Consider the following 19,864-nt stretch of genomic DNA (forward strand, 5'->3'; position numbering starts at 1 on the left):
TTACCTCAATGTGCTGCCGCAGAGCGGGCGGTGAATTTTTCGCCCACAATCAGGTTAACGATATCGCTCAGGCTGGTGTCGGACACCCGTCTGTCGGCGACGTTCGTACCTTCATACATCACCATGATCCGGTCGCAGACCAGGAACAGGTCCTGCAGGCGGTGGGTAATCAGAATCACGCTCACCCCGCGAGCGGAAACGCGGCGAATGAGTTCCAGAACCGCTTCAACTTCCGCGACGGCCAGCGCGGCGGTGGGTTCATCCATAATCAGCACTTTCGGGTCAAAGGCCGCGGCGCGGGCGATGGCTATAGCCTGGCGCTGGCCGCCGGAGAGATTTCGCACCAGCAGGCGAGTATCCGGAATGGAGATCCCGAGCCCTTTAAGCATCTCTCTGGCATCGGCGTGCATTTTGGCCTCGTCGAGAAAGGGGATGCCGAGGACCGATTTCATCGGCTCACGGCCCATAAACAGATTGCCCGCGACGTCGACCGTGTCGCAGAGCGACAGATCCTGGTAGACCATCTCGATATGGCAACGGCGCGAATCGGCCGGATTCGTAAACTGTTGCTGTTCACCGTCGATACGAATCGTGCCGCTGGAGGGGATCACCGCGCCAGAGAGCACTTTGGTCAGGGTGGATTTCCCCGCGCCGTTATCGCCCACTAAGCCCAGCACTTCGCCCGGGGCCAGCTCAAGGTTGACTCCGCGCAATGAGCGTATCGACCCGTAGGTCTTGGTGATATTGATCATCTCTACCCTTGGCGGGGTAGTTTGTGGCTGCTGCATCTGATAACTCCCATCGCTGTGGCCGGGAAAATGTTCGCCATCCTGCGGGAGGGGCTCTATCCGACACGGTTTACAATCTAGTAAACCGGTTTACCTGCGGAATAGAGCACTCGCCAGGGCAGTCAGGACAAACGCTATGTAAGATATTTGTTCGCCAGTAAGAACATTGCAGCATCCGTGCCAGGGCAGGAACCACACAGCAGCCCTGTAACTTAACCTTATGTATTCAATACACTTAATTGAATAAAATCCGGTAAACCGGTTTACTGATTATAGTGAATAAATTGTTAATTGATCGTTTTTTGCGCCAAAAGCGGGCACTTTTGCGCCATTTTGGGACGGGCTTAACAGATCTTAATCGAGTCGCGGCCAATCCATTCAACCGGCAGGCGGGTTTCCGCAGGGATGTCCGGATCGTCGTTTAGCAGGCGCATCATGATGTTCACCGCGGTACGGCCCAGTTCGCGGGCGGGCTGACGGATAGTGGAGATCCGCGGCTGGGTAAAATCGGCGTAGTTGGCGTCATCGAAGCCGACTAACGAAAGCGCCTCCGGCGCCTGGAGCCCGCTGGCGCGCAAGCCATCGAGCAGGCCGAGCACCAGATAGTCGCTGGCCGCGAAGACGGCGGTGGGGCGAACCGGTTGGCTGAACAGGTACCGCAGCGCCTGCTGGCCAAACTCGCGCTGGTAGTCGCCATACATCACCCATTCGGGCGGCCAGCTCAGGCCCGCTTGCTCCATCGCGGTGCAAAAGCCCTGATAGCGCTCACGGACGCTCATCAGCTTGTCCGGGCCACCGACGAAAGCGATATGGCGATGCCCGGCGGCGATCAGTTTTTCGGTGGCGATCCGCCCGCCCTGGACGTTATCAGCAAACACTTTCGGTACCTTACTGCCGGGAATATCTTCATCCAGCAGGACAATGCGTTCGTGACGCTGGACTTCCTTGCGCAGCAGGCCGTTATCGGGGCGGTTGGTGGTGAACAGCAGACCGTCGACCTGGCAGGTATCCAGCCAGCGAATGAACTGGCACTCTTTTTCCGGGTTGTTGCGGGTGATACACAGCACCAGGCTGTAGCCGCTTGCAGAAGCGGCCTCTTCGGCAGCGTCGGCCAGTTCGGCAAAGAAGGGGTTGGTAATATCGGGAAGCACCAGGCCAAGCGTTTCGCTGCCGCCTTTGCTAAGACGGCGTGCCAGGCTATTGCCGCGATAGTCCAGTTCGCGAATGGCGGTTTCGATGCGGTCGATGGTGTCCTGCGGCAGCACAATACTGTTGTTCATATAGCGCGACAGGGTCGCCTTCGACAGCCCGGCCAGCTTTGCCACATCGGATAACAATACGCGTTTTATACTCATTTCCTGCGCCATTTCTGCCAGAATCGGCTATCTGTAACATAGTTAAGCGCGGTGGATACAGCAATTTCTCTGCGAACAATCACCAAAAATAAATGCTTGACAAATTTTAATCAGCAGAGAATTGTATAGGCAGTTTACCGCATCATCCGGGAAGTCATTCCCAACCCCGTTTAAGTTATTCCAGTCGCGCACCGACACGGACCGGTTGCCGGGATGACATTAAGCAGGTATCCGCCGAACGTTCAATGATAGTTCTGGCGATATAGACGATATTTGCCCGCCAAAAAAATAATCCTTCTGCGTTCGCATGCGGCGCGGAACTCTGCTGGCTATCAACTATTCCCGACGAGGATACTGATGATGTTATTTCACACCGGAAAACTGCGTTTACTTGCTGTCGCCACGACCATGCTGGCATCAATGAGTTTTATTTCTGCCGCCAGCGCTGCCGGTCCGACTTATGCGCTGGTACAAATCAACCAACAGGCGCTGTTCTTTAATCTGATGAATAAAGGCGCACAGGATGCGGCCAAAGCCAGTGGCAAGGATTTAGTTATTTTTAACTCTAACGATAATCCCGTGGCGCAAAACGACGCGATAGAAAACTATATTCAGCAAGGCGTTAAAGGCATTCTGGTTGCTGCTATCGACGTTAACGGGATCATGCCAGCGGTTAAAGAAGCCGCCGCCGCAAACATTCCGGTGATTGCGATTGATGCCGTATTACCGGCCGGGCCACAGGCAGCTCAGGTCGGCGTTGATAATATTGAAGGCGGCAGAATTATTGGTCAATACTTCGTGGACTACGTGCAGAAAGAGATGGGCGGCCAGGCGCGACTGGGTATTGTCGGCGCGCTGAATTCGGCCATTCAGAACCAGCGGCAGAAAGGGTTCGAAGAGACGCTGAAAAGCAATCCGAAGATTACTATCGCTAACGTGGTCGACGGGCAGAACGTGCAGGATAAAGCGATGACCGCGGCGGAAAACCTGATCACCGGTAACCCGGATCTGACAGCGATTTATGCCACCGGCGAACCCGCGCTGCTCGGCGCTATCGCCGCCGTAGAAAACCAGGGGCGGCAGAAAGATATTAAAGTCTTTGGCTGGGATCTGACGGCGAAGGCGATTTCCGGTATGGACGGCGGCTACGTCACCGCCGTACTGCAGCAGGACCCGGAAAAGATGGGCGCCGAAGCCCTGAATGCGCTGAACAGCATCACGTCGGGTAAAACCGTGCCGAAAACCATTCTGGTTCCGGCGACGGTGGTAACCAAAGCGAACGTCGATTCATACCGTCCGCTGTTTAAGTAGGTCAGCGCGCCCCGTCCGTGGTTAACAGGGCGGCGAGCTCACGGCTGCCGGGAAACGCGCTGAGCGTCCCCCGGCGGCTAACGGTAATGGCGGCAGCGCGACTGGCGTGCGCCAGCGCCAGCGCATCCGGCGCGACGCCGCGCAGCAGGGCGGAAGCCAACATGACGGCGAGGAACGTGTCGCCCGCGCCGGTAGTATCAAGCGCCTCGGCGGGCACGGCGGGACAAAACTGACGCTGGCCCTCCTGGACCAACCAGGCGCCTGCGGCCCCCTGGGTAATCACTAAGGTTTTCACCCCGTATGGCTGGAGCAGTTCGGCCTCGGATTCATTGACCACCGCGATGTCGATGAGCGGCCACAGATGGCAAAAGTCAGGATTGACAGGTGAGGGGTTGAATACCGTCGTCATGCCGCGGCTTCTGGCGTACTGGAACAGCGCCCGCGTTTTATCGAGGGAGAAATTGCCCTGCTGTAGCAGAATATCGCCAGCGACGGCATCCGCCATATGCGGAATAATTTCATCCAGGCTGAATGTATCGGCCGCCGCCGTAGTGGTAATGATGGCGTTGTCGCCATCAGCGCTATTTAAAATAATCGAGGTATCGCTATGTTGATTGAAATGGCCGTCGGGTAGTAGCGTCAGTGGTTCATTTTTTATCTGCTGGCGGATCCACGCGCCGTTGCTGTCATTTCCCGTGGCGGCAATTAAACGCGTCTCTATTCCGCAGCGGGATAATATAATCGCCTGGTTCGCGCCTTTACCGCCGATATCCTGCGACATTTTAACGCCGTGAATGGAGGCTCCTTTTTTCGGTATATCCGGAATGGACCAGGTTTCATCTACGGCAATATTACCAGTAACGTAAACACGCATAGTGTTCCCTTAACAGGATGGATAAGATGGTTGCTATCTCAGCAGAAAAAACGAATGCAATACAAGCTATTTTTTCACGAAGCAAGGCTGTTATTGGTGTTATTCATTGCGACCCATTTCCTGGTTCGCCAAAATATCGAGGAAAATCAGTCTCGGATATTGTTGAACGTGCGCTTCGCGATGCTGAAAATTATATTTCAGGCGGTGTTCATGGTCTGATTATTGAAAACCATGGCGATATTCCTTTCTCTAAACCTGAGGATATCGGCCATGAAACCTCAGCGCTGATGGCGGTCATTACCGAGAAAGTTCGTGAACGTTTTGCTGTGCCGCTGGGCATTAACGTTCTGGCTAACGCGGCGATCCCGGCAATGGCGATCGCCCTGGCGGGAGGCGCCGATTTCGTCCGCGTAAACCAGTGGGCCAACGCCTATATCGCCAACGAAGGATTTATAGAAGGGGCGGCCGCTAAGGCGCTGCGCTACCGCAGTATGCTGCGCGCTGAACATATTCGCGTTTTTGCCGATAGCCACGTTAAGCACGGTAGCCATGCCATTGTCGCCGATCGTTCGATTCAGGAACTGACGCGCGATGTCGATTTCTTCGAGGCTGACGCGGTGATCGCCACCGGCCAGCGTACGGGCGATAGCGCCACGATGGCGGAAATTGACGAGATCCGCGCGGCGACGGAACTACCGCTCCTGGTGGGCTCCGGGGTGACACCGGCTAACGTGAAGCAGATCCTCGGGCGGACTCAGGGGGTCATTGTGGCCAGTACAATGAAGGTCGATGGCGTCTGGTGGAACGATGTTGAGCTGGCCCGGGTGAAACATTTTATGTCGGTCGCGCAGGCCGCGCTGGAGGAGGCTTAATGGAAGCGTTTAGCGAACGCCTGCTGCGCGAACATCAACCGGCGTGGCAGGCGATGCAGCAGCACCCGTTTGTGACTGATATCGAACAGGATCGTCTGCCGACAGTCGTCTTCAACCGCTATCTGGTGTTTGAGGGCAACTTTGTCGCGACGGCAATCGCGATTTTTGCCCTCGGGGTCAGCAAAGCGCCGGGTATTCAACAGCAGCGCTGGCTGATTGGCGTGCTGAATGCCCTGGTTGATATACAGATCGCGTGGTTTGAACAGGTGTTGTCAGCGCGGCAGATCGATCCCGCTGAGTACCCGGATGATTTGCCCGGGGTACGGCGCTTTCGCGACGGTATGCTGCGGACCGCCCGCGAGGGCAGCTATGAGCAGATTGTGACCCTGATGTTCGGTGCGGAATGGATGTACTCTTGCTGGTGCCGACGGGCGAGCGAACATCATCAGAGCGATGCTGATTTACGACGCTGGGTGGAAATGCACGCGGAGGACGAATTTTATCAGCAGGCTCTCTGGCTAAAAAACGAACTCGACCGCTGCGCCATGGCGCTGAGTGAAGACGAAAAGCAGGCGTTATCGGCGCTTTACGGCGAGGTGCTGCAGTGGGAAATTGATTTCCATCACGCGGCGTACGAGGAGTAGCCGCGAGGTGGATCACAGGGGGCGCCGGACGCGGCGTCTCCTGAATACGGGTTATATCTCGACGTTCTGCGTCTTGTTGGCGAAACTTAGCATTACCGTTAATGCCGATTCTTATTTCACATTTTTATCTTAATAAAGTCGGAGGGTTAATTTAGCTGCCTTCTGACTCTTTTGAGAGAAATTATAGAGGGCGAGCATTTATGTTATTTTATTCGGGCCTGTAGCTCGGGGCTCTCTTTTTTCTTTTCTTCCCACCTGAAGAAAAAGCTATTTTCAGAAATAGATATAAATTATCCATCGTTACTCGACGGCGGCTCTCCCCCTACAATGGACTTTAATTGCCAGATATTTAACAAAAACCAGGCCAAGGAAAAGGGATGAAACGAAGCATTTATTCACAGAACAGTTTATTGCGCATCAGTCTGCTTTCCGCGCTAACGCTTACTGCCAGCTTCACCACTCACGCACAGGATAAACCTGTCGCGGGGGGTGTGCTGACGGTCGCTCTGGGCAGCGATACCCCGATTATTGACCCCTCTATTACCGCTTATTCCGTCACCGCTCTGGTTACGCGTAACGTGGTGGATTCTTTGGTCGGCCAGGCGGAAGATAACAGCTTTACACCATGGCTGGCGGAACGCTGGGAAATTAAAAACAATAACCGCGAATACACCTTCCATCTTCGCAAGGATGTGACTTTTAGTGATGGCACGAAACTGGATGCTGCGGCGGTAAAATATAACTTTGAACGCATACTCGATCCGAAAACCACCTCCAGTTACTCCAAATCGTTGTTGGGGCCGATTGACGCGATCACTACGCCAGATGAGTACACCGTGGTGATCCGCTATAAAACGCCTTTCGCACCGCTGCTGCAGGGGCTGAGCTTGCCGTATCTCGGTATTCAGTCACCGGCTTATCTGCAGAAAACGGCGAATACCAGCAATACCGTGGTCGGTTCCGGTCCCTTTATCCTCGAATCGTTTGTCAAAGGCAGCGGGAGTAAACTCAGCAAGCGCGCCGATTACAACTGGGGCCCGGGCTATGCCACCCATAAAGGCCCGGCATGGCTGGATAAGATCGAATTTAAGTACCTGCCGGAGTCAGCGGTGCGGCTTGGCGCGCTGAATAGCGGGCAGGTACAGGTGATCGATGCCATTCCGCCGGTGAATTATGCGCAGGTAAAAAATAACCCGAAGCTGGATGTGATCACCAGGGAAAACCCCGGCGTTCCGCGCGTCCTTTATTTGAATAGCGACACAGGGATCTTCAGCGACCTGAAAGTGCGGCAGGCCTTCCAGAGCGCCATCGATCGCACTACTGCCGTTAAAGCCGCGTTCTTTGGCATCCTGAAACCTGCCGACAATATTCTTGGACCCGCTACGCTGGATTACGATCCGGCCATTGCCAGCCAGTGGGGGTTTGATCTGCAAAAAGCCCGCCGTCTTCTGGATGAAGCCGGCTGGCAGCAAACCGATAGCGAAGGCTACCGGGTCAAGGAGGGTAAACGCCTTACTGTGCAATTTACCTATTCTTCAAACGATGTCGAAACCGCTGACGTGACGCTGTTCCAGGCAATTCAATACCAGGTAAAACAAGCCGGTTTTGAACTGAAACTCGATCCGGTGGATTCAGGCATTCTCAGCAGCCGCACGGCGGCTAACCAGTACGACATTATCTCGAACTATTTTGTTCGCCCGGAGCCGGACATCCTGCGTACCGTTTTCCACTCCAATTATATTCCGCCGAAGGGGAACAACTTCAGCCGCGTTAAAGCGCTGGATAGCCAACTGGAAACCGCTGTCGGTGCCAGCGAAGCCGAGCGTAAACGCATCTACTATGCCATCCAGCACCAGATAATCGATCAGGCCTGGGCGGTGCCAATTTACATCCCGGCATATCAGTTAGGGAAAGCCAAACAGGTGCAGGGCATTAGCTGGGCCACGAACGCGAAGCCGAATTTCTATGATGTCTGGATCCAACGCTAAGCTGCTGGCAGCAGGCAAGCGCCTGCTGACCATTTTCGCCGTGCTGTGGGGCGCGGCAACGCTGACCTTTGTTGCGGTAAAACTGATCCCCGGCGATCCTGTGGCGATACTGATAGGCAGCGCCAACAGCGTTGTGGATGATAGTTTTCGCGAGACACTGACCCGCCAGTTCGGCCTGGATAAGCCACTGTGGTGGCAATATTTGCGCTACTGTGGCGAGGCGCTGACGGGCAACCTTGGCGTGAGTTATCAGTATCGCCAGCCTGTTGTGCAGGTGATTAGCGCAGCGTTGAAAGAGACGGTGCCGCTGGCCGTCAGCGCCCTGGCGCTGGCGCTGGTACTGGCGGTATTTAACGCATTACTGACAGCCGGACGTCATCCGCGTCTGCGGTCTCTGCTTGCCGGGTTGGAGCTGATGCTGCTTAGCACACCGGTGTACTGGATCGGCATCGTGTTGTTGAGCATTTTCAGTTTCAAACTGCAATGGTTTCCGGTGACCGGTAACGATGGCTGGATCGCCCTTGTGCTGCCGGTGGTGACGCTCAGCCTGCCGCTGGCTGCGACACTCAGCCAGGTGCTGCGTGATGGGCTGGAGGAGGCGCTTTCGCAGCCGTTCGCCATGACCGTGCGTACGCGAGGGGTGAGTGAAACTGCGCTGCGCTTACGGCATGCGTTGCGCCATGCCTCGCTGGCGGTGTCGACGCTGACGGGGACGCTGCTGGCCAGCGTATTAGGCGGCTCAATTCTGACCGAAACAGTATTTGGTCGGGCGGGGCTGGGGCAAATCACTCTCGGTGCGATTGAGAACCGAGACATGCCCCTGGTGCTGGGGGTGGTGATGTTCTCCGCGCTGTTGTTTGTGGTGATTAACCTGCTGATTGATACCCTTTATTTACTGATCGATCCCCGTCTACGTCTGCGAGGGCATGCTGATGAGTGATCTTTTACTGCGGGTGGCCCGCCGCGACGGGGGGCACTATCGTAACCCGTGGCTGGCGCCGGGTACCAGCATTCCGTTGTTACTGGTGCTACTGCTCGTGGTGGCGGTGTTTTTTCCATCGCTATTCACGCCGTACACCCCCGAACAGATGGATTTCAGCGCGATTTTGCAGCCGCCGGACCTCAGACACTGGTTCGGTACTGACCAGTTGGGGCGTGATGTGTTTACCCGCGTGGTGTATGGCACCTCGCTGTCGCTGAGCATTGGGGTCGGCGCGACCCTGATTGCCAGCGCGGGCGGTATTGTGCTGGGGACACTGGCAGGTCTTGCGCCCAGGGCGGTACGGCAGTTACTCGTACGGCTACTGGACATTATGCTGGCGTTCCCCGATTTGCTGTTGGCGCTGCTGGCTATCACGGTGTTGGGGCGTGGGCCAGAGAATACCCTGCTGGCGGTCGGACTGGCCGGCATTGCTGGCTATGCCAGGCTGGTGCGCGCGCAAGTGTTGCAGGTCAGGTTATCGGGGTATGTGCAGCATGCGGTGGCGTTGGGAGAGCCGCCAATGGTGATTATTTTGCGCCATATTGTGCCCAATACGCTGCGCCCGCTGCTGGTACTGGCAACGGTGGGGATAGGGTATTCCATATTATCCGCCTCGGCCCTCAGTTTCCTTGGACTTGGGGTGACTCCGCCGACGGCGGAGTGGGGCGCATTGCTCTCTGAGGGACGTAATTTTCTCGATAGCGCCCCATGGGTCAGCCTGCTGCCCGCCAGCGTTGTCGCGCTGTCGGTGATTGCCATTACGCTGCTGGGCCGACGTGTTCAAACCCTTATTGCCAAAGGCGGGATCGCATGACTTCAGAGACCTTCCAGCAACCGCTGTTACAGGTGGCGCAACTGAGCGTCAGCTTCCCCTCGCCGCAGGGGCTGATTGAGGCGGTTAACGCCTTATCGTTTGACGTGCATGCCGGTGAAGTCCTGGCTTTGGTAGGCGAGTCCGGTTCGGGTAAATCCGTCACGGCCCGGACGCTAGTCGGGCTGGCGGGGGCAGGGGCGGCTGTTCGCGCCGAGTCCCTGATATTGCATGGGCACGATGGCCTGTCGCAGAATTTACTGGCGTGCGATGCCCGCCGTTGGCAGCAACTACGCGGGCGCGAAATTGGTTTTGTTTTGCAGGATGCACTGACCTCGCTTGACCCGCTGCGCCGGATTGGTCAGGAAGTCGCGGAGCCGTTGTTGACGCACCGCCTGGAACGGGGGGCGGCAGTTCGCGAACGCGTGGCGGAGCTGTTAACGCAAACCGGCATCCCCGATCCGCATAACCGGATGGCGCAGTACGCACATGAACTCTCCGGTGGCTTGCGCCAACGAGCGCTCATCGCGTCGGCGCTGGCGGCGGGGCCGCGATTACTCATTGCCGATGAACCTACTACCGCGCTGGACGCCACCGTACAAAAACAAGTTTTGAATGTATTCAGGGCCCTGGCGGATGCCGGGCATGGCGTGCTGCTGATCACCCATGATTTATCGGTGGTGGCGGATATTGCCGACCGTGTGGTGGTGATGCGGCAGGGCAAAGCAGTGGAGAGCGGCAAGGTGCGACAGGTGCTGCATGCGCCGCAACACCCTTATACCCGCCGTCTGCTGGCGGCCATTCCCTCTGCCGGTACGCGTGGGACGTGGTTAACAGGAAACGATCCGCTGGGTCAAACGGTAGTGCGGGAGAACATCAGTACTGACAGCACCACACCCGTGCTGGCTGCCGATAACGTATCACTGGCGTATGTTCTGCCGGATGGCCGTCGCTTGCAGGCCGTCAATCAGGTGACGTTAGAGGTCGCGCAGGGCGAAACGCTGGGCATTGTGGGCGAATCCGGTAGCGGGAAGACCACGCTAGGCAAACTGGCGCTGGCGCTGCAGGCACCGCAACAGGGCGAGATCCTTCTCGCTGGGCAACCATGGAGCAGGCTGACAGAACGTCAGCGGCAGCCGTTGCGGTCGCGTATCCAGACGATTGTGCAGGATCCGCTGGGTTCATTTAATCCGCAATATAACGTGGCGCAATTGCTGCAACAGCCTCTGCGCCTGCATACGACGCTCACAGCCGCGGACCGGTTGTCACGTGCGCAGGCGTTGCTGGCGCTGGTTGGTTTAAGTCCTGATCTGCTGACGCGACGTCCGGCCACGCTTTCCGGTGGGCAGCGGCAACGTATCGCCATCGCCCAGGCCCTGGCCTGCGAGCCGGATATTCTGATTTGCGACGAGCCGGTGTCGGCGCTGGATGTCACCACCCAGGCGCAAGTGTTGGATTTGCTGGTAGCGCTGCAACGCCGTTTGCATCTGTCAATGCTGTTTATCTCTCATGATCTGGGCGTGGTGCAGCATATGAGTCATCGTATTGCGGTGATGAAAGACGGCGAGGTAGTCGAAAGCGGCAGTGTGGATCAAATTTTTCGGGCGCCACGCCACCCGTGGACTCGACAATTGTTATCAGCTGTTGGGCAGACGCCGTTGCGATATAACTGAGCAGTAAACGTCAAACACCGTTATCAGAAATGGGGTCATGTTATTCAACACTCTTATCATCTCCAGAGCCCGTTCCCGGCGGTCTTACGTGATAGAGGGCAGGGAAGAGGCACTGGCCCGGCGCTCGATAGTGCCATCCGTACGCAGTGCTCGTTCAGCTAAGTTTGCCTATGTGAATTTCAGTTTAGTGACCTGCTGCGGGGGCGCCTGGCATACCCGATTTCACGAACGGCGGGCGGGTGAACCAGATGATGATAATCAGCGCCATAAAGCCCCAGCCGAGCACCCAGAAATAGTCGATTGTCGACATCATGTAGGCCTGCTGGGTAACCACCTGGTCAATCATCGCAAGATGCTGCTGCGTCGGGCCACCCATCTTATTTACGTAATCCATAGCCGCCGGGTTGTACTGTGTCACGCTCTCGGTCAGATTCGCGTGGTGGAAAACTTCACGTCGCTGCCAGATCCATGTGGTTAACGATGAGGCAAAGGAGCCGCCGAGTACGCGAAAGAACGTGGCCAGTCCTGAGCCTTCCGCCACTTCGTTACCGTGCAGATTCGACAGCACAATGGTGGTCAGCGGCATGAAGAAGAAGGCCACGCCAATCCCCATAAACATCTGCACGCTGGCGATGGTGCGGAAATCCACGTCAGTATTGAACTGCGCGCGCATCAGACAGGATGCCCCCATTGTCAGGAATGACACTGAGCATAAAATTCGCAAATCCACTTTGGTGGCGTAACGTCCGATGACTGGCGTCAGCACCAGTGGTAAGAAGCCCATCGGCGCAGCGGCGAGACCGGCCCAGATAGCCGTGTAGCCCATCTGGGTCTGCAACCACTGCGGCAGAATAATGTTGATGGCAAAGAACGCGGCATAGCCCAGCATCAGCGCCAACGTGCCGATGGCGAAGTTGCGGTCTTTGAACAGCCGCAGGTTCACAATCGGGTGACGTTCGTCCAGCTCCCATATCACAAAGCAAATCAGGCTGATCGCCGAGACAATAGACATCACGATAATGGGCGTAGAAGAGAACCAGTCTTCGTCGTTGCCCTTATCCAGCACCACCTGCAGCAGGCCCACGCCAAGCACCAACAGCGCGATGCCAATATAGTCGACAGGCGATGACTGCGTTGTTTCTTCACGCATGCGCAGCTGCGACCAGACCACGATGGAGGCGAAAATCCCAATCGGCACGTTGATGTAGAAGATCCACGGCCAGGAGTAGTTATCGGTAAGCCAGCCGCCGGTGATGGGTCCCACGATAGGCGCCACCACGGTCACCATCGACAGCAGCGCCAGCGCCATGCTGCGTTTCATCGGCGGGAAGATAACCAGCAACAGCGTCTGACACATCGGGAACATCGGCCCGGCGAAAAAACCCTGCAGCGCACGGAAGATGATGAGCTCCGTCATGCTGTGGGCGAAGCCGCACAGAAATGACGTCAGGGTAAAGAACATCACCGAGGCGATAAACAACCGCAACTGCCCGAATCGGCGGGTAAACCAGCCTGTCAACGGTAGAGCAATAGCGTTACACACCGCAAAAGAGGTGATAACCCATGTCCCCTGATCGGCGCTAACGCCCAGGTTGCCGGAGATAGTCGGCAGCGCCACGTTGGCGATGGTGGAGTCCAGCACCTGCATAAAGGTCGCCAGCGACAGGGCAAGCGTCGCCAGGAACAGGCTGGGGGGCGTAAAGGCTGCCTTCGGCTCTGACATAGCTTCTCTCTTAGCGCTGGGCTACAGCGCTGGTGTTGTCATGAAGGATTTTCGCCACCAGTTTATCGGCTGCTTCCATTGGCGTTTCATACACATCGGTACGGAATCGCGGCTGTTCGACGGTTTTTTGTGGCAGAAGGTGACCACCCTGATTGCGGATATCCACCTCAGCGTTCATCGACAGACCCACACGCAGCGGATGCTTCTGCATGTCATGTGGGTCAAGCGTGATGCGTACCGGCAGGCGTTGGACGATTTTGATCCAGTTGCCGCTGGCGTTCTGGGCTGGCAACAGTGAGAATGCGCTACCGGTACCAATGCCGAGACTTTCGATGGTGCCGTGATATTTCACGTTATCGCCATAGAGATCCGCATTAAGCTCTACTTTTTGCCCAATGCGCATGTTCTGCATTTGGCTCTCTTTAAAGTTGGCATCCACCCACACTTCATTCAGCGGCACGATGGCAAGCAGCGTGGTGCCGGAGGTGACACGCATCCCGAGCTGCACAGCACGTTTAGCGACGTAACCACTGACGGGCGCAACAATGGTGCTGCGGGAGTTATCGAGATAGCGTTGGCGCAGCGTCGCAACGGCGGTTTTGACTTCAGGATGGTTATCCACCACGGTGTCATCAACCATCGCCTGATTGGTTTTGAGCGCTTGCTCTGCAGCCAGTAAATCGCTTTGCGCGCTGGTCACGGCATCACGGTAGTGCGCCAGATCTTCCACCGCAATGGCGCCGGAACTGACAATTTTTTCCCGGCGCAAGTAGTCACTTTTCGCTGTTTGCAGGGCTACTTTTTTGGCAGCAACTTGTGCACGGTAGTTGTCGGCAGTGCTATAGAGACCACGCACCTGACGCACTGTGCTGGCGAGATTGGCTTCAGCCTGCTGCAGGGCGATGGCGGTATCGCTTGGGTCCAGCAGAACCAGGGGCTGGCCTTTTTCGACATAATCGCCTTCATCCACGGTCACCTGAGTCACGGTACCGGTGATTTGCGGTGTCAGGGTGACCTGATTTCCGTTGACGTAAGCATCGTCGGTGCTCTCGTAATAGCGGGCATAAAGCAGATACCAGGCCAGACAGCCTCCTGCCGCGAGGATCAGGATCAGTAATAAAATGGCGAAGTTTCTTGTACGCTTGCCTGGGCGCTTGTCAGAGGGAGGCGCGTTATTTTCCATAGACATAACCGGTGACCTTAATTAGCGATGGGGGGCCGTGAATTCATCGGGCAGCATTTTGATAAGAATATCTGCGAGCTGCCGGGATTCTTCGGGCGTCAGACGCGCCGTTAAGTCCGCGAGGATGGTATTCAGTGCTTCATTCTGAAACGTATTGCACAGCGTCTGACCTTTTGCCGTCAGGGCCAGGATCACCTGGCGCTTGTCGTGCGGATTCGGGCGGCGCTCGATCAGGTCGTTCTTCACCATACGTGCAACCATACGGCTCATTGCCCCGGTATCCATCTGCAGGCTCTTGCAGATTTCTGCCGGGCTGGTGTTACCTTTAAATATATTAATCAATACTTTAAATTGCGGTGCGGTAATGCCGCTGTCGGCAAAGTAATGGCCGATAAGCAGGTCCTTAAACTGGTTTGCCAGATGGAACAGCAAACCCAGATGCAGGTTTTTATGGGAAGAGTCGATTGGGGTATTCATGATAGCTGCCTGGTCAGTAATTAACATGATAATTACTGCCTGGTCACCAATTGTCAAATTAGGTCAACAGAAAGCACACATATTGACAAATGGAGGAGGGCGATAAGCGAATTACGATCACTCGAACCCGTGATGCCCGCAGACATCAATTTGGATGCGCTCTGGGGTACAGGCCCGACGCAGGCGTGATTGATGTACGCGCGGCCGTAACTTGCCAGGGTTCCATAAAGCAGTCTGTGTCATCAGCTTGCGTACTGTCGGACCAAAATCAGCGTAATGTTCGCGGATAGTACGCAGTACACGTTCTCAGTTGCCGGTTGCCAGGCTGGCTACGACGACGGTTAACAAGTGAAAGCGGCCCGTGTTCACGATAGCGCTCCAACAACCGTCGGCAGTGTCTGTCAGATATCTCAAGCTGATAATATTGAGTACGTACCGGGCAAGACCATCAGGTCGTTGGTTATTGCTGGGTTTTCAACGACGACGGCTAGCCATACCCAGCGGGCCAGATTCACGGTAACGCGACAGAAGGCATCGGCACAGGCTGTCAGATATGCTCAGGCGCTGTGTGGCCATCAAGTGTAGTCAGACGCCGAACGATAACGTCCTAATAACTTTGAGTCGGTTAACTTTATCCAAAGCAAAAAACTCCGCCGCATGAGCCGTCATCAGAATCTATCGATGCTGAATCTACGAGTAACTTATCCAGGAGAAAACCTTACAACTTAGCCACCATAATATGAGTGCGCATAATGTATATTATGTTAAATCGTGTTGATTGTTAACTTACTTCATGGTCTTAGATATTACCCCGCGTCCGATCATGCTGGTTGCAGGTGAAAATGCGCACTCGCTTTATAATTCTCAGGACGTTTACGAAGCCGCCAGTAATCCTAAAGAGCTGCTCATTGTACCTGATGCCGAACATGTTGACCTGCACGATAATCCGGAAAAAATCCCGTTTGATAAACTGGAAGCTTTTTTCAAAGCTAACCTGCAATCCATCTACCGCCTCTGCAGGAGACATATGGTTGCAACCGGCCACATACTGTATCAGGGAAAGGAATTTCTTGTTCAACACGCTCATTTCCTTATAGAGGTTCAGTACTCCGCTGAGCGAGCATGGACGCTTTGCATCGGGAGTACATATGCCCTCCCCTACAAATGATTCACATAGTTCGCCCGTAAACCTGTGTGCTGGGCCATGTCGACGTCGCCGGGCTCAGCACTCACGGTCAAAGCGTTGCAGATGGCCTGGGAGCTTCGGGGTAAGCCAACAGGAGTGTTGCTCCATAGCGTCAAAGACAGCCACTATACCAGTCGCCAGTATAAGAGCCGCCTTCTGTGAAGGCGGATTTCTACTTTGTCAGGCGTTCAATCAGCTGGCGCTGGTATTCAGGCAGCTGGCTGGTTCTCACCCCCTGAAAAACAAGTGGCGGGAGCCATGTCATGCCCGCATGTAATGCACTGGCTTTCATGGGGGTGAAAACATCGGCAAGCTCGGTACCTATTCTGCCATTTTTTCCGTATGTTGAGTCATCACCGGCAGCAGTAGTAACAATAAGCATTTCCTTACCCTTCCATAAATCCGGGCCAACGCTACCCCATGTGTCATTCATATACGCTTTCATCATTGGGGTGATATTGAACCAGTGAGTGGGAAAGATAAATACTATCCTGTCATTCTGGCGTGTGATACGCCTCTCCTCATCACCGTTTATCTTGCGCGTATCGAAACCATAGAGCGTTTCAAGGTTACGAACAGTGACTCCATCTACGCTCTCAGCCGCCTGCTGTAGCCCTTTAATCATAACGGACCGCTCCGGATACGGATGAGAAACGATTACAAGCGTCCTTATATGGCTTTTCTCTTTACTGATGGCAGCTTTTAGGGGGATCACTAAGACCAGCAGAAAAAGCGCCAGCATTTTAACAGGCAGGCCCGGAAAGAGTGGTTTCATACTTGCCTCCAGTTTCAGGGAAATTAAAGTTAAACAGGCAGATCTTGCCTCACAGAACACGCAGTATCACTTTGACAGGAAATCACGAAGGTAAAATCTCAATCGTGGCCGCTCTGGCGCGTGTCCCTGTCATTGCGGAAACATAGCTGCTGCCGGAGTACTTTTTCTGGTAAGCCTGATCTATTTTACTTTCAAGCTCAGGGTCTGATGGTTTTGCGAACAGGACGTCGAACTCCTGTCCAATAGCCAGTATCTTACCCGCCTGCTGGGACAATGCAGCCTGATACCATTTTGAACGGGTACCACTATAGGCTCGGACGAAAAGTCGGTTATCCACCTTCACTTCCCAAATCCATGTCGGCGTACCGGTCGTATTCATATCGGGATGATACGGAGCGATTTTAAGGTCATCGGCCGCATCTATTCTTGTTAATACTTCAGAGTTCCAGAACATAAACCTCTCCTTTTTCATATCGGCTGTTTTTTTCTCTTGCACCATTAACTCGATAAATTAATGTTGCATGAGAAATTAGAGCCTGCTTCACCAGTAACAGCAGAGTGGCTGTTATTTGAATTAGGATTAATGCATCTCAGCGACGGTATTACCGGCTATCAACTGAATAATATATTGGCGGTCCATAATAAAACTGAGTTGGCATGCCTTTCCTGCGGTTGCCAGTCGACTCCAGAGTACCAGCACTGCCTGTATTTTTGCCTGTTCGAGCGCAAATCCAATACCATCAAGACTGTCTGCGTTTGTCTGAAGTTCTTTTATCATCTTCACGCATTCGCCGGTCAGGTCATCATAGCTAAGTGAAAACGTTTGTTTAGTATCCATTCGGCACGCTCTATAGGGGGAATACCCAACACCCCATGCTAAGAGAGCAGTGTCTGTCGTTTGTCGCACAGACACTGCATCTGAAAACACCGGACGATGCTATGGCTTACTTATTAAGATTTTTGTTGAAAAATGCAGTGATGTTATCGAATGGGATCTTATCCATACGATCATATAAATCGACATGTGTGGCATCTTTAACAATCAGAAGCTCTTTTGGTTGATTTGCAGCTTCATAAGCCGTTTTGGAGAAGTAAAGCGAATGCGCTTTTTCACCATGGATGAACAGGATCGGGCGCGGAGAAATTTCCTTAATATAGGTCATGAGCGGGAAATTCATGAAGGCCATCGGCGTTGTCACAGACCATGAGTTACCAGAGTTGACGGCTCGGGGATGATAGCCGCGTTTGGTCATGTAATAGTCCGCATAGTCCACGAGGAACTGTGCTTCACCGCCCTTCAGTTTATTATAGGCTGGCTGGTATGCAGGTTTACCGTTTGCCGCATCTTCCCAGCGCTGGAGGCTCATCTTCTCCAGCGCCTGCTCGCGTTGCTCCGGCGTTACGCTGTCATTGTATCCTTTCGACATCACGCGGCTCATATCATACATGGTGCTGGCAACGACCGCTTTTACGCGTTTATCCACGGCAACAGCGTTCAGGGCAATCCCACCCATGCCGCAGATACCGATGACACCGATACGTTCACGATCCACATAAGGTTGCAGTCCAATGAAATCGACTGCGGCCATAAAGTCTTCGGTATTGATATCAGGTGAAGCAATATTGCGGGGTTCACCACTGCTTTCACCGGTATAAGACGGATCAAATGCCAGCGTCACGAATCCGCGCTCTGCCAGGGTCTGAGCATAAAGACCTGAAGCCTGCTCTTTTACCGCGCCAAATGGCCCGGAAATCACAAGCGCAGCAAGCTTCTTGTTCCCGCGATCTTTAGGAAGATATACATCAGCGGCCAGCGTAATGCCGTAACGGTTCTTAAAAGTAACTTTTTGATGATCCACTTTTTCGCTCCTTGGGAAAGTTTTATCCCACGTCTGAACCAGACGGACTGAAGAATCTGCTGTGCCTGGTGCAGGCTGGGCGACCGCAGCTTCTGTTGAAATCAGAGCCATCGCCCCGGCAAGGAGTGCGCCATTAAAAAAGCGCGTTGAAGATTTTAGCGTCATGATATTAAAACCTTTCATTGGATATTGAGGGATATGTTTCAGACAGCATGCATGAGTATTTCAGTTACAACTTCCGGCGGGTAATCACTGGCAATACCAAACGCTTTGACATTGATCTGGACGTTCTCAACGATAGCGGCCAGATCTGCTTCCCTGATGTTCAGCTGTTCAAGACGTGTTGGCGTACCAATTTCTTCGAACCACTTCTCAAGCGCTGCGATGCCGTCATCTGCCGAACTGAGTCCGAACACATATTTTGCGAAACGCTCAAACTGCGGTGTATTTCGGTTTTTGTACCATTTCATCCAGGCGGGCATAACAACGGACAACCCTGCCCCATGCGGAACGTTGAAAAGTGCGGATAAAGAGTGCTCGATTGCATGATTCGGATAACTGAATCCGGCACAGCCTGACAGGATCAAACCGTTTTGAGCAAGGGTTGCAGCCCAGGCAAATTCCCCACGCGCAGCTTCATCATCCGGACTGGCGATGAGCGTTTGTGTGGTTTCAATTACCGTATTTAGGAGTGCTTCAACCAGACGCGACTGAATTGCAGGCTGAACGGTTGCGGTGAAGTACACTTCGATAAGGTGTGAAATGATATCAGCGGCAGAATAGACCAGGTAATCGCGGGAGACGCCCGCCATCAGTGCCGGACTCAGTACGGATACCACCGGACGCGTGTAGTCGTTACCGATCGATAATTTTTCATGTGTTTCTTCATTGGTGACAACGGCATACGGGTTCATTTCGCTTCCCGTTGCGGCCAGGGTCAGAATGGCAAACAAAGGTAAAGCAGAGGAAAGCTCGCCTTTACCAGCGAATAAATCCCAGACGTCACCTTTATAATGTGCACCGGCCGCAATAGCCTTAGCACTGTCAAGTACGGAGCCGCCGCCAACGCTCAGGATAGCGTCCACGTTATGGTGTTTCGCCAGTTCCACCCCTTCACGGACTTTGGATATCACCGGGTTACTTACGATACCGCCAAGTTCTATATACTCGATGCTGTTATCGGCAAGATTCTGACTGACCGTAGCGAACAGGCCTTCTCGTTTAATACGTTCGCTTCCGTAGCACAGCAGGACTTTACGTGCGCCAGCACTGGCAATGTGTGCACCGATAGTATTCTCTTTTCCGGAACCGAATTCGATTCGGGTTGGGTTGTAGAAAGTAAACTCTTTCACGTATTTCTCCT

The 19,864-nt window shown here is 54.3% G+C and carries 17 protein-coding genes and 5 pseudogenes; 10 read left to right on the forward strand and 12 right to left on the reverse strand.

Annotated elements, in window-relative coordinates; translation table 11 throughout:
* Window positions 1–5 precede the first annotated feature (5 nt).
* Together CW267_RS09345 and CW267_RS09350 are read right to left on the reverse strand one after the other, a co-directional pair.
* Window positions 6–752, reverse strand: a complete 747-nt coding sequence (locus tag CW267_RS09345; protein ID WP_004198552.1) for an ATP-binding cassette domain-containing protein — start codon at window positions 750–752, stop codon at window positions 6–8.
* 380 nt (window positions 753–1,132) lie between these two features.
* A complete protein-coding gene (locus CW267_RS09350; protein ID WP_004190069.1) occupies window positions 1,133–2,155 on the reverse strand; it encodes a LacI family DNA-binding transcriptional regulator in 1,023 nt (340 codons plus the stop codon).
* Window positions 2,156–2,500: 345 nt separating this feature from the next.
* Between CW267_RS09350 and CW267_RS09355 the strand changes: the two genes are divergently transcribed.
* The gene (locus CW267_RS09355) at window positions 2,501–3,454 is read left to right on the forward strand and encodes a substrate-binding domain-containing protein (protein WP_012541714.1); all 954 of its coding nucleotides are present in this window, start codon (window positions 2,501–2,503) and stop codon (window positions 3,452–3,454) included.
* Between the two features lies 1 nt (window position 3,455).
* On the opposite strand, the gene CW267_RS09360 is transcribed toward CW267_RS09355, so the two are convergent.
* A complete protein-coding gene (locus tag CW267_RS09360) occupies window positions 3,456–4,328 on the reverse strand; it encodes a PfkB family carbohydrate kinase (RefSeq protein ID WP_016161044.1) in 873 nt (290 codons plus the stop codon).
* Window positions 4,329–4,354: 26 nt separating this feature from the next.
* Here CW267_RS09360 and CW267_RS09365 point away from each other — a divergent pair, with 26 nt between their 5' ends.
* The 6 genes from CW267_RS09365 to CW267_RS09390 all read left to right on the forward strand — a co-directional run bounded on the left by CW267_RS09365 (window position 4,355) and on the right by CW267_RS09390 (window position 11,298).
* Window positions 4,355–5,200, forward strand: a complete 846-nt coding sequence (locus tag CW267_RS09365) for a BtpA/SgcQ family protein (RefSeq protein ID WP_004176161.1) — start codon at window positions 4,355–4,357, stop codon at window positions 5,198–5,200.
* Complete coding sequence (locus tag CW267_RS09370) at window positions 5,200–5,844, forward strand: TenA family protein (RefSeq protein WP_016161043.1); 645 nt, start codon at window positions 5,200–5,202, stop codon at window positions 5,842–5,844. The genes CW267_RS09365 and CW267_RS09370 overlap by 1 nt, the downstream gene beginning before the upstream one ends.
* A gap of 377 nt (window positions 5,845–6,221) precedes the next feature.
* A complete protein-coding gene (locus tag CW267_RS09375; RefSeq protein ID WP_100781023.1) occupies window positions 6,222–7,832 on the forward strand; it encodes an ABC transporter substrate-binding protein in 1,611 nt (536 codons plus the stop codon).
* Window positions 7,810–8,772 carry an ABC transporter permease gene (locus tag CW267_RS09380; protein WP_008804871.1) on the forward strand — a complete coding sequence of 321 codons (963 nt, stop codon included), beginning with the start codon at window positions 7,810–7,812 and terminating at the stop codon, window positions 8,770–8,772. The genes CW267_RS09375 and CW267_RS09380 overlap by 23 nt, the downstream gene beginning before the upstream one ends.
* Window positions 8,765–9,628, forward strand: a complete 864-nt coding sequence (locus tag CW267_RS09385) for an ABC transporter permease (RefSeq protein ID WP_080930353.1) — start codon at window positions 8,765–8,767, stop codon at window positions 9,626–9,628. The genes CW267_RS09380 and CW267_RS09385 overlap by 8 nt, the downstream gene beginning before the upstream one ends.
* A complete protein-coding gene (locus CW267_RS09390; protein WP_012968222.1) occupies window positions 9,625–11,298 on the forward strand; it encodes a dipeptide ABC transporter ATP-binding protein in 1,674 nt (557 codons plus the stop codon). The genes CW267_RS09385 and CW267_RS09390 overlap by 4 nt, the downstream gene beginning before the upstream one ends.
* Window positions 11,299–11,482: 184 nt before the next feature.
* On the opposite strand, the gene CW267_RS09395 is transcribed toward CW267_RS09390, so the two are convergent.
* The 4 genes and pseudogenes from CW267_RS09395 to CW267_RS31560 all read right to left on the reverse strand — a co-directional run.
* Window positions 11,483–13,021, reverse strand: a complete 1,539-nt coding sequence (locus CW267_RS09395; protein ID WP_012968223.1) for a DHA2 family efflux MFS transporter permease subunit — start codon at window positions 13,019–13,021, stop codon at window positions 11,483–11,485.
* Between the two features lie 10 nt (window positions 13,022–13,031).
* Window positions 13,032–14,210: an efflux RND transporter periplasmic adaptor subunit gene (locus CW267_RS09400; protein ID WP_012968224.1), complete on the reverse strand. Its 1,179-nt coding sequence runs from the start codon at window positions 14,208–14,210 to the stop codon at window positions 13,032–13,034.
* 15 nt (window positions 14,211–14,225) lie between these two features.
* Complete coding sequence (locus CW267_RS09405) at window positions 14,226–14,681, reverse strand: MarR family winged helix-turn-helix transcriptional regulator (protein ID WP_012541719.1); 456 nt, start codon at window positions 14,679–14,681, stop codon at window positions 14,226–14,228.
* A gap of 404 nt (window positions 14,682–15,085) precedes the next feature.
* Window positions 15,086–15,350, reverse strand: a pseudogene (locus CW267_RS31560) (ISNCY family transposase); the annotation flags it as partial.
* A gap of 109 nt (window positions 15,351–15,459) precedes the next feature.
* On the opposite strand from CW267_RS31560, the pseudogene CW267_RS31565 reads away from it, so the two are divergent.
* Together CW267_RS31565 and CW267_RS09420 are read left to right on the forward strand one after the other, a co-directional pair.
* A pseudogene (locus tag CW267_RS31565) lies at window positions 15,460–15,678 on the forward strand (alpha/beta hydrolase); the annotation flags it as partial.
* Between the two features lie 180 nt (window positions 15,679–15,858).
* Window positions 15,859–16,023, forward strand: a pseudogene (locus CW267_RS09420) (IS3 family transposase); the annotation flags it as partial.
* A 16-nt stretch (window positions 16,024–16,039) separates the two neighbouring features.
* On the opposite strand, the gene CW267_RS09425 reads toward CW267_RS09420, so the two are convergent.
* From CW267_RS09425 to CW267_RS09440, 4 genes are all read right to left on the reverse strand, one after another.
* Window positions 16,040–16,642: an NAD(P)H-dependent oxidoreductase gene (locus tag CW267_RS09425; protein WP_100781024.1), complete on the reverse strand. Its 603-nt coding sequence runs from the start codon at window positions 16,640–16,642 to the stop codon at window positions 16,040–16,042.
* 82 nt (window positions 16,643–16,724) lie between these two features.
* Complete coding sequence (locus CW267_RS09430) at window positions 16,725–17,096, reverse strand: DUF2255 family protein (RefSeq protein ID WP_016161036.1); 372 nt, start codon at window positions 17,094–17,096, stop codon at window positions 16,725–16,727.
* Between the two features lie 126 nt (window positions 17,097–17,222).
* On the reverse strand, window positions 17,223–17,480 hold the full coding sequence (locus CW267_RS09435; RefSeq protein ID WP_016161035.1) for a hypothetical protein: 258 nt from the start codon (window positions 17,478–17,480) through the stop codon (window positions 17,223–17,225).
* A 106-nt stretch (window positions 17,481–17,586) separates the two neighbouring features.
* Window positions 17,587–18,684 (reverse strand): alpha/beta hydrolase, encoded by a 1,098-nt coding sequence (locus tag CW267_RS09440; protein WP_032691186.1) that lies wholly within the window; start codon window positions 18,682–18,684, stop codon window positions 17,587–17,589.
* A 29-nt stretch (window positions 18,685–18,713) separates the two neighbouring features.
* Between CW267_RS09440 and CW267_RS31225 the strand changes: the two are divergent.
* Window positions 18,714–18,896 (forward strand): annotated as a pseudogene (locus CW267_RS31225) (hypothetical protein); the annotation flags it as partial.
* Here CW267_RS31225 and CW267_RS09445 read toward each other — a convergent pair.
* Window positions 18,846–19,853, reverse strand: a pseudogene (locus CW267_RS09445) (iron-containing alcohol dehydrogenase); the annotation flags it as partial. The pseudogenes CW267_RS31225 and CW267_RS09445 sit on opposite strands and share 51 nt — an antisense overlap.
* Window positions 19,854–19,864: the final 11 nt, after the last annotated feature.

Source organism: Klebsiella sp. X1-16S-Nf21, assembly GCF_002837615.1.
Lineage (GTDB): Bacteria > Pseudomonadota > Gammaproteobacteria > Enterobacterales > Enterobacteriaceae > Klebsiella > Klebsiella variicola.

Coding starts and splice junctions, on each gene's coding strand:
- CW267_RS09385 (WP_080930353.1), top strand. CDS start 8,765: ATGAGTGATCTTTTACTGCGGGTGGCCCGCCGCGACGGGGGGCACTAT.
- CW267_RS09355 (WP_012541714.1), top strand. CDS start 2,501: ATGATGTTATTTCACACCGGAAAACTGCGTTTACTTGCTGTCGCCACG.
- CW267_RS09370 (WP_016161043.1), top strand. CDS start 5,200: ATGGAAGCGTTTAGCGAACGCCTGCTGCGCGAACATCAACCGGCGTGG.
- CW267_RS09390 (WP_012968222.1), top strand. CDS start 9,625: ATGACTTCAGAGACCTTCCAGCAACCGCTGTTACAGGTGGCGCAACTG.
- CW267_RS09430 (WP_016161036.1), bottom strand. CDS start 17,096: ATGTTCTGGAACTCTGAAGTATTAACAAGAATAGATGCGGCCGATGAC.
- CW267_RS09425 (WP_100781024.1), bottom strand. CDS start 16,642: ATGAAACCACTCTTTCCGGGCCTGCCTGTTAAAATGCTGGCGCTTTTT.
- CW267_RS09365 (WP_004176161.1), top strand. CDS start 4,355: ATGGTTGCTATCTCAGCAGAAAAAACGAATGCAATACAAGCTATTTTT.
- CW267_RS09405 (WP_012541719.1), bottom strand. CDS start 14,681: ATGAATACCCCAATCGACTCTTCCCATAAAAACCTGCATCTGGGTTTG.
- CW267_RS09435 (WP_016161035.1), bottom strand. CDS start 17,480: ATGGATACTAAACAAACGTTTTCACTTAGCTATGATGACCTGACCGGC.
- CW267_RS09350 (WP_004190069.1), bottom strand. CDS start 2,155: ATGGCGCAGGAAATGAGTATAAAACGCGTATTGTTATCCGATGTGGCA.
- CW267_RS09440 (WP_032691186.1), bottom strand. CDS start 18,684: ATGAAAGGTTTTAATATCATGACGCTAAAATCTTCAACGCGCTTTTTT.
- CW267_RS09375 (WP_100781023.1), top strand. CDS start 6,222: ATGAAACGAAGCATTTATTCACAGAACAGTTTATTGCGCATCAGTCTG.
- CW267_RS09345 (WP_004198552.1), bottom strand. CDS start 752: ATGATCAATATCACCAAGACCTACGGGTCGATACGCTCATTGCGCGGA.
- CW267_RS09360 (WP_016161044.1), bottom strand. CDS start 4,328: ATGCGTGTTTACGTTACTGGTAATATTGCCGTAGATGAAACCTGGTCC.
- CW267_RS09395 (WP_012968223.1), bottom strand. CDS start 13,021: ATGTCAGAGCCGAAGGCAGCCTTTACGCCCCCCAGCCTGTTCCTGGCG.
- CW267_RS09380 (WP_008804871.1), top strand. CDS start 7,810: ATGATGTCTGGATCCAACGCTAAGCTGCTGGCAGCAGGCAAGCGCCTG.
- CW267_RS09400 (WP_012968224.1), bottom strand. CDS start 14,210: ATGTCTATGGAAAATAACGCGCCTCCCTCTGACAAGCGCCCAGGCAAG.